The sequence below is a fragment of the Aeromonas sp. 604176 genome (genome assembly GCF_049170755.1).
GTDB lineage: Bacteria > Pseudomonadota > Gammaproteobacteria > Enterobacterales > Aeromonadaceae > Aeromonas > Aeromonas veronii_A.
On sequence record NZ_JAAKNE010000041.1, the window covers coordinates 25,267 to 32,572 of the forward strand.

Genomic DNA, 7,306 nt, shown 5'->3' on the forward strand with positions numbered 1-7,306 from the left:
GGCCGGTTTAGCTGGCGCGCACCATTTTGAGCGTGTGGCGGGAGAATAGCAGAGTATCCAGCAGCCAGATGGCAACCATGGAGGCGCCCACCAGCGGGAAGGCGATCCCCAGCAGGATCAGCAGGGTGATGGCACCGCGCATCGGCGGCAATTTGGCGGGCAGTGGCGGCGCGGCGAGACGGCCCTGCGGACGGCGGCACCACCAGATCCACAGACCACTCACGGCGCTGGCCAGCACCATCAGGCAGATAAGCAGCATGGCGAGCTGATGGGGCCAGCCGTAGAGCTTGCCCATGTGCAGCATGACGCCGCTCTCCACCGTTTTGGCGACCGGGCCGTAATCCTGCCAGCGCACATCGGCCAGCACCTTGCCACTGTATTGATCGATATGCAGGGTAGTGTCGTTGCGCGGATCATCGGCAAAGATTGCGATGGTATAGACACCGGTGGTGCCGATCGGCGGGGTGATGCTGTACCCCGGACTCACCTTCCGGGCTGTGGCGATATCCACCACCTGTTGCAGCGGGATCCGCTGGCTGGCCATCACCATTCCCTCGTGCTCGCCGTGGTTCATGGCACCGTGATCGTGCTCCTCATCGACCGGCTGCGAGCTGGGCATAGGGGTGTTCTCCACCGCCCAGGGAACGGTCTGCTCGTGGGCCTGATTCAGGCTGCGGGCCAGCGGTGCCGATTTGGGCACCTCATTCCACATGGCGGCCGGGAAGCGGTTCCAGACCGCGGCGAACTGATCGCCCCAGAAACCGGTCCAGGTCATGCCGCTCAACAGCAATAGCAGCAGGAAACCGGCTCCCCAGAAGCCGACCACAGCGTGCAGATCCCGCCACCAGAGGCGTCCGCGCTGGCTCACTCTGGGCCAGAGGATGCCGCCCACCCCGGGCCCCTTGCGTGGCCACCAGAGGTAGAGGCCGCTCAGCAGCAGTACCAGCCCCCAGCCTGCAGCCAGTTCGATCAGCCGATCTCCGGTGGTGCCGAGCAGCAGGTCGGCGTGCAGGGCGCGGGCTACCGCTTGCAGATTCCACTTGTTGTCCATGGTGCCGAGCAGGGCGCCGCTGGCGGGGTCCATAAACAGGGTCAGCTCGCGATCCCCCTGATTGACGATGAACTGGGCGCTCTGGTCGGGTGCGGCAGGCGGCAGGTATTTACGCAGGCTGGCATCGGGCATGGTCATCATCGCCTTGGCCAGCAGCTGGTCGGCACTCAGGGTCTGGCTGGCGGGGGCGACCTTCATCAGCTCGGGGTACATCAGGTTGTCGAGCTGGGGTTTGAACAGATAGACGATCCCGGTCAGTGACAGCAGGATCAGGAAAGGGGCGACAAAGAGACCGGCGTAGAAGTGCCAGCGCCAGATCCGTTGGTAATGACTCGAGTCCCTGTTTTTCATTGCACATCCTTGTTGAGGTGCCAAACCTTTCGGCTGGTGGAATGTTTGTGGCGGCGCGGATAATAGCAGTAACGTTTCGTTAACTGCAATCGCACATCTTGATATCGATTCAGTGCGGGATGTGGGTAACATGAGGTGCCGACGGTTTGCTGGATAGAATGACCACGCTTTGGGGAAAGCCTGTTTGCTGCTGGACTTTTCCTTATAAATTATTACCTTGTGGTAACAATTTGCAGGTGATGGTGGTGGTAACGGAATGGGAGCAGTCATGCAGCCACATGGGCAATTTGACATGGAGCGCAGGGGTCAGATGCTGATCTGCCGCCCGAGTGGCCCTTTCAATCTGGCTGGTGCCATGGCCTATGAGGCGCGTTTTCGTCACGAACTGGCCGGTCTGATGGATGGCCCCTGGGGGATTGTCGAGGTCGCGACCGAGTTTGAAGCGGCCGGGCCAGAGGTGTTGGCCCGTTTTCGTCGCCAGTTTGGCTGGTGTGCCGAGAGTGGCTGTCAGTTTCTGGCGGTGGTCTTCGTAGGGGGCTTCAAGCGCTATCTGGCGGATAACATCTTCAAGGGATTACCCTTTCGGGCGGTACGTTACTTCGAGCAAGAGGCAGCGGCCATCCAGTGGCTGGGAGAGCAGCTCAACACCGCTCCCTGTGAACCTGCGCACGCTTGACCACCTCGCTCACCGTTTGGACGGGTTTCACTCCAGCTTGATAAACCACTTGTCCCGTTCGTCAACGCAGTCGGGTTCACCCATTTCGAATTCGCGGCAGATCAACGGCCGCACCTCGTACTCGTACATGGATGGGGCACATCATCGTGGTGAGTGCATTCGAGGATCCTGGTCAATCCAGCTTGATAAACCACTTGTCCCGTTCGTCAACGCAGTCGGGCTCACCCATTTCGAATTCACGGCAGATCAGCGGCCGCACCTCGTAGATACGGCACATCATGGTGTTGCGGTCGAGGGCCGCACACCAGCCATCGTCCAGCCGGCGCATGACCGGTATCTCGCCATCCCGTTCCAGTACATAACGGTCCGGCACGCCGGTATCGGTAAAGAGCATCACTTCGAGGCGGCAGCAGCAGGCTTCGCAGTTTTGGCAGCTCACATCGGTTTGGATTGCTTGGGTCATGGTGCCTGTCTTGCCGCATGGCGGCATCGGAGATATGAAACAGGCGCCTGTCAGGCGCCTGTGGTCTGGCTAACGACTTGCAAAGAACCTTAGCCCAGTTTGCGGGCGCGGTAGCTGCGCCCCTTGATCTTGCCTTCCTGCAACCGCTTGAGGGCGGCGCTCGCCACGCTGCGCTTCACCGCGACGTAGGAGTACTGCTCGGAGATCTGGATCTTGCCCACGTCGGCGCCGGCAATGCCGCCTTCACCGGTCAGGGCACCCAGAATGTCACCGGCCCGCACCTTGGTCTTGCGGCCTGCATCGATGGAGAGGGTCACCATCTGCGGGGCGATCGGCTTGATGTCGCGGCCGATGCTGTCGAGATCACCCAGCGGCATCGGAGCTTGCTGGTACTCTTCGATAAAGTTGACGCGCTGGGCCTCGTTCGGCTGATAGAGACTCAGGGCCAGACCCTGCTGGCCGGCACGACCGGTACGGCCGATGCGGTGCACGTGCACTTCCGGATCATAGGTCAGCTCGTAGTTGATGACGGCGCCCAGCTCCTTGATGTCGAGGCCGCGGGCCGCCACATCGGTGGCCACCAGAATGGTGGCGCTGCCGTTGGCAAAACGCACCAGCACCTGATCCCGCTCGCGCTGTTCCAGATCGCCATTCAGCGCCAGCGCCGAGAAGCCCTTGGCGGCCAGATGGTCGGCCACGTCGTTACAGGCGCGCTTGGTGTTGCAGAACACCACGCAGGAGCTGGGCTGGTAGTGACTCAGCAGCCAGGTGAGGGCGTCGAGGCGCTGACCGGCAGGCACTTCGTAGAGCTTCTGTTCGATGGCGCTCCCCTCGTGCAGGGATTCCACGCTCACCTCGACCGGATTGCGCTGCACGCCGCGGCTCATCTGGGCGATCCCTTCCGGATAGGTGGCGGAGAAGAGCAGGGTCTGGCGCTGCTGGGGGGCATAGCTGATGACCCGGTTGATATCTTCGCCAAAGCCCATGTCCAGCATGCGATCCGCTTCATCCAGCACCAGCGTCTTGAGGCCGGATAGCTCCAGCGTGCCTTGCTCCAGATGCTTGAGAATGCGACCCGGGGTGCCGACGGCGATGTGGGCACCAAAGCTCAGGGTGGCTGACTGCGGTGCGGTTGGGGTGCCGCCGCACAGGGTCACCAGCTTGACGTTGGGCAGGGCGCGCGCCAGACGGCGGATCTCGGTGGCCACCTGATCCGCCAGTTCGCGGGTCGGGCAGAGTACCAGCGCCTGCACTTCGAGGCGGTTGATGTTGAGCTTGGCCAGCAGGCCGAGGCCGAAGGCGGCGGTCTTGCCGCTGCCGGTTTTTGCCTTGGCGATCAGGTCTTTGCCATCGAGCACCAGGGGCAGGCTCTGGGCCTGGATCGGGGTCATCTGCAGGTAACCCAGGCTGGTGAGGTTCTCTTGCAGGGCGGGGGAGAGATTGAGGCTGCTAAATTCGCTGTTGTTCACAAAAGGACTCTATTTCGGAGAAAACGGGGATGCGCGAGCGCTAAGGCCGCGCATCATACCAGAATGTGGCACCGGATGTGGCGGATTTTTGAACGGCTGGCCATGGGGGGCACATTATGGGGGTATTTGTTGCCAGATTGGTTGTGAGCAATATGTGAAAGGATATCGGGGTAATTATTCAAACATGCATGTAATTATTTATTGCGGATAAACGTTTGCCATTTCTGTTGTTTAAATATAATGGTTGAAAAATATTCTATTGGCGAGTGTGGCATTAAACACAATGTTGCGAAAATGATATCAAGATATTTTGGAGGGCCATGAAAATGCCATTTTAATTATGTAATATCATGTTTTTTAATGAATTTGTCGTCGTCAAAGTTGTGCGATTAATATCAGGTTGTTGCGTAATTAATTTAAAAACGTTTGTATTATCCTGCCTCCATAATATTGCGCGGGATTGTGATGGCTATCTGATTTTTAAATGTGCAAATGTCTATGATGGCGCCGGTCAAAAATTACAATTTACTCAGGTGCTACAGGTATGGAATACGTTCACTTTGTGCTCGGACTGGTGATGGTCCTCGCTCTCTCTCTGCTGGCTAACCGCCACAACTGGAAACAGATCAAGCTGCGTTATATCGGCCAACTGCTGGTGGTCGAACTGGCGCTGGCCTGGTTCATGCTGAACTCGGAAGTGGGTCTGGCGGTGGTGGGGGGCTTTGCCGCCGGCTTCACCAAGTTGATGGAGTTTGCCAAACAGGGTACCGACTTCGTGTTCGGTGGTCTGGTCAACGAAGGGGCCTTCTCCTTCTTCCTGATGGTGCTGATGCCCATCGTCTTCATCTCCGTGCTGATCGGTATTCTGCAGTACATCCGCCTGCTGCCGCTGGTGATCCGCGGTATCGGTACCGTGCTGGCCAAGATCAACGGCATGGGCAAGCTGGAGTCTTTCAACGCCATCAGCTCGATGATCGTCGGCCAGTCCGAGAACTTCATCGCCCTCAAGAACATCCTGCCGCACCTGAACGAGAAGCAGATGTACACCCTGGCTGCGACGGCCATGTCTACCGTCTCCATGTCCATCGTCGGTGCCTACATGCAGCTGATCGAGCCGCGCTATGTGGTTGCCGCGCTGGTGCTCAACATGTTCAGTACCTTCGTGGTGCTGTCGCTGATCAACCCCTACGAGCCGGATAACTCCGTGACCGACATCAAGGCCATTGCCGAAGGTGACGAGCACCACACCCCGAAGAAAGAGAACTTCTTCGAGATGCTGGGTGAGTACATCATGGCCGGTTTCACCGTTGCCGTTATCGTGGGTGCCATGCTGGTGGGCTTTATCGCCCTGATCGCCCTGATCAACTACCTGTTCGAGATGGCATTTGGCGTGAACTTCCAGTTCGTCATGGGTTACCTCTTCTACCCGATCGCCTGGATCCTGGGTATCCCGAGTGGTGAAGCGCTGCAAGCGGGCTCCATCATGGCGACCAAGCTGGTGACCAACGAGTTCGTGGCGATGATGGATCTGGGCAAGGTGGCTGCCGAGCTCTCTCCGCGCACCGTCGGCATCCTCTCCATCTTCATGGTCTCCTTCGCCAACTTCAGCTCCATCGGCATCATCGCCGGTGCGGTAAAAGCGCTGAACGAAGAGAAGGGAAACATGGTTTCCCGCTTCGGTCTGAAGCTGGTCTACGGTTCTACCCTGGTCAGCCTGCTCTCTGCTGTTATCGCAGGCATCATGATCTGATCCTCTAGTGGTTCGCACCACTGCTTGGGCCCCTGACCTCGTCAGGGGCTTTTTTGTTTCTGGCTTACAGCTGCCAGCCGCACCACCAGCCGGCAACCAGCAGGGTTAGGGTGCAAAAGCCGGTTTCGATTGCGCCGCCACTGCGCAGCGGCCAGCCCGGCAGGCGGTAACGGCGTTTGATGGGCCAGAAGAGCGGAATGCCCGCCGGGGTGAGCCAGTCCCCCAGCAGATGACTCAAGTAGCCGACGATAAGGGCATCCTTGACCCCCATGGGCAGGGTGTCCGGCGGCAGGCTCTGGTTCAGCCCCCAGACAGCGGCGGCGACCGCCAGCAGACTGTGGGTGAAGCCGCGATGGCCGAACAGCCGCGACAGAGGTTTCGAGATCCACGGCAGGCGCTGCCCCAGCACCGATTTGGGGTGGTCGAGGTCGGGCAACAGGGCGCTGGCCAGCGCGGCAGGGATTGTCTGCCACAGGCTGGCATCGGCCAGCACCGGAGTGAGCTGCAGTTTGTGGGCGATCAGGGTGCAGGTAACGGAGAAGAGCAGGTGCCCTTGGGCGGTCATGATGATTACGGCGTGGACAAGATGGCGGCGCATCTTACCAGCCTGACGGTTGTGGTCAGCTCTTATTTTAAAAATCAGGATGTTACGGCGAAAAAGCGCCCATATTGGGCGCCTTTAGGGTCTCTTTACAGCTTGCCTTTGACCAGCCACTTGTCGAGGGCATTGGCAAAACGCTGCTTGTCAGCGGCATTGAAGGGGGCCGGGCCGCCGGTCTGCACGCCAGCCGAGCGCAGCTCTTCCATAAAGTTGCGCATGCCGAGCCGCGCCTTGATGGTCTCGCGGGTGTAGATCTCGCCGCGAGGATTGAGCGCCTCGCCGCCGGCATCGATCACCCAGGAGGCGAGGGGGATGTCACCGGTGATCACCAGATCGCCGGGCTGAACCTGCTGAGCGATGACATGATCTGCCACATCGAATCCCTTCTCCACCTGCTGGGTTTTGATGAAAGGCGAGGGAGGCACCCGCAATCCCTGATTGGCCACCAGGGTGGTGACGACCTGGGCGCGGTGGGCGGCGCGGTAGAGGATCTCCTTGACCGGAATGGGACAGGCATCGGCATCAACCCAGATGGGCATGGCATGGTTTCCTGTAGTGAAAGCGGATAGAAAACGAGAGCGGGCATGTTAACACAAGCCTCCCCTTACAGGCACGGGGCTGAGTCGGCCCCGCCTTTGGTGTAAGCTGGGGCCAGCACATGAAACGAGAAGGAGACGAGATGGATCGGGTGCCCGGTGAAGTGATTTATGCCCTGACCCTGGATGGCAAGGGTGGCATGGCGCCGCTGACGGCGGGAAGCGAAGTCCCGGCGGCGCATCCCGGCTGGCTGCATCTGGATTACGGCAATCCCGATTCGGCGCGCTGGCTGTTGCAGACCCCCTTGCTCAGCGAGGCGGCCAGGGAGTCGCTGCTCGGCCAGAGCAATCGTCCCAAGCTGGTGCGGATGGGGGAGACGGTGCTGCTGATCCTGCGCGGCATCAACCA

General features: G+C 59.7%; 7 protein-coding genes and 2 pseudogenes. 3 read left to right on the forward strand and 6 right to left on the reverse strand.

What is annotated here, in order from left to right; genetic code table 11:
• Positions 1-7: 7 nt before the first annotated feature.
• Positions 8-1,402: a PepSY-associated TM helix domain-containing protein gene (locus G5358_RS09685; protein ID WP_421324011.1), complete on the reverse strand. Its 1,395-nt coding sequence runs from the start codon at positions 1,400-1,402 to the stop codon at positions 8-10.
• 268 nt (positions 1,403-1,670) lie between these two features.
• Between G5358_RS09685 and G5358_RS09690 the strand changes: the two genes are divergently transcribed.
• On the forward strand, positions 1,671-2,078 hold the full coding sequence (locus G5358_RS09690; RefSeq protein WP_216952827.1) for a hypothetical protein: 408 nt from the start codon (positions 1,671-1,673) through the stop codon (positions 2,076-2,078).
• Between the two features lie 27 nt (positions 2,079-2,105).
• Here G5358_RS09690 and G5358_RS09695 read toward each other — a convergent pair.
• The 3 genes and pseudogenes from G5358_RS09695 to dbpA all read right to left on the reverse strand — a co-directional run.
• Positions 2,106-2,198, reverse strand: a pseudogene (locus G5358_RS09695) (YkgJ family cysteine cluster protein); the annotation flags it as partial.
• Between the two features lie 52 nt (positions 2,199-2,250).
• Entirely contained in the window at positions 2,251-2,541 is a 291-nt protein-coding gene (locus G5358_RS09700) for a YkgJ family cysteine cluster protein (protein ID WP_005341481.1), read from the reverse strand.
• 89 nt (positions 2,542-2,630) lie between these two features.
• Positions 2,631-4,010 carry an ATP-dependent RNA helicase DbpA gene (dbpA, locus tag G5358_RS09705; RefSeq protein ID WP_421324012.1) on the reverse strand — a complete coding sequence of 460 codons (1,380 nt, stop codon included), beginning with the start codon at positions 4,008-4,010 and terminating at the stop codon, positions 2,631-2,633.
• 544 nt (positions 4,011-4,554) lie between these two features.
• On the opposite strand from dbpA, the gene G5358_RS09710 reads away from it, so the two are divergent.
• Positions 4,555-5,760, forward strand: coding sequence for a NupC/NupG family nucleoside CNT transporter (locus tag G5358_RS09710; RefSeq protein WP_005363118.1), 1,206 nt, complete (start codon positions 4,555-4,557; stop codon positions 5,758-5,760).
• A gap of 64 nt (positions 5,761-5,824) precedes the next feature.
• On the opposite strand, the gene G5358_RS09715 is transcribed toward G5358_RS09710, so the two are convergent.
• Both G5358_RS09715 and G5358_RS09720 read right to left on the reverse strand, forming a co-directional pair.
• A complete protein-coding gene (locus G5358_RS09715) occupies positions 5,825-6,325 on the reverse strand; it encodes a metal-dependent hydrolase (protein WP_421324013.1) in 501 nt (166 codons plus the stop codon).
• A 125-nt stretch (positions 6,326-6,450) separates the two neighbouring features.
• Positions 6,451-6,900, reverse strand: a complete 450-nt coding sequence (locus G5358_RS09720) for a YaiI/YqxD family protein (RefSeq protein WP_005335916.1) — start codon at positions 6,898-6,900, stop codon at positions 6,451-6,453.
• A gap of 140 nt (positions 6,901-7,040) precedes the next feature.
• On the opposite strand from G5358_RS09720, the pseudogene zntB reads away from it, so the two are divergent.
• A pseudogene (gene zntB, locus G5358_RS09725) lies at positions 7,041-7,306 on the forward strand (zinc transporter ZntB); the annotation flags it as partial.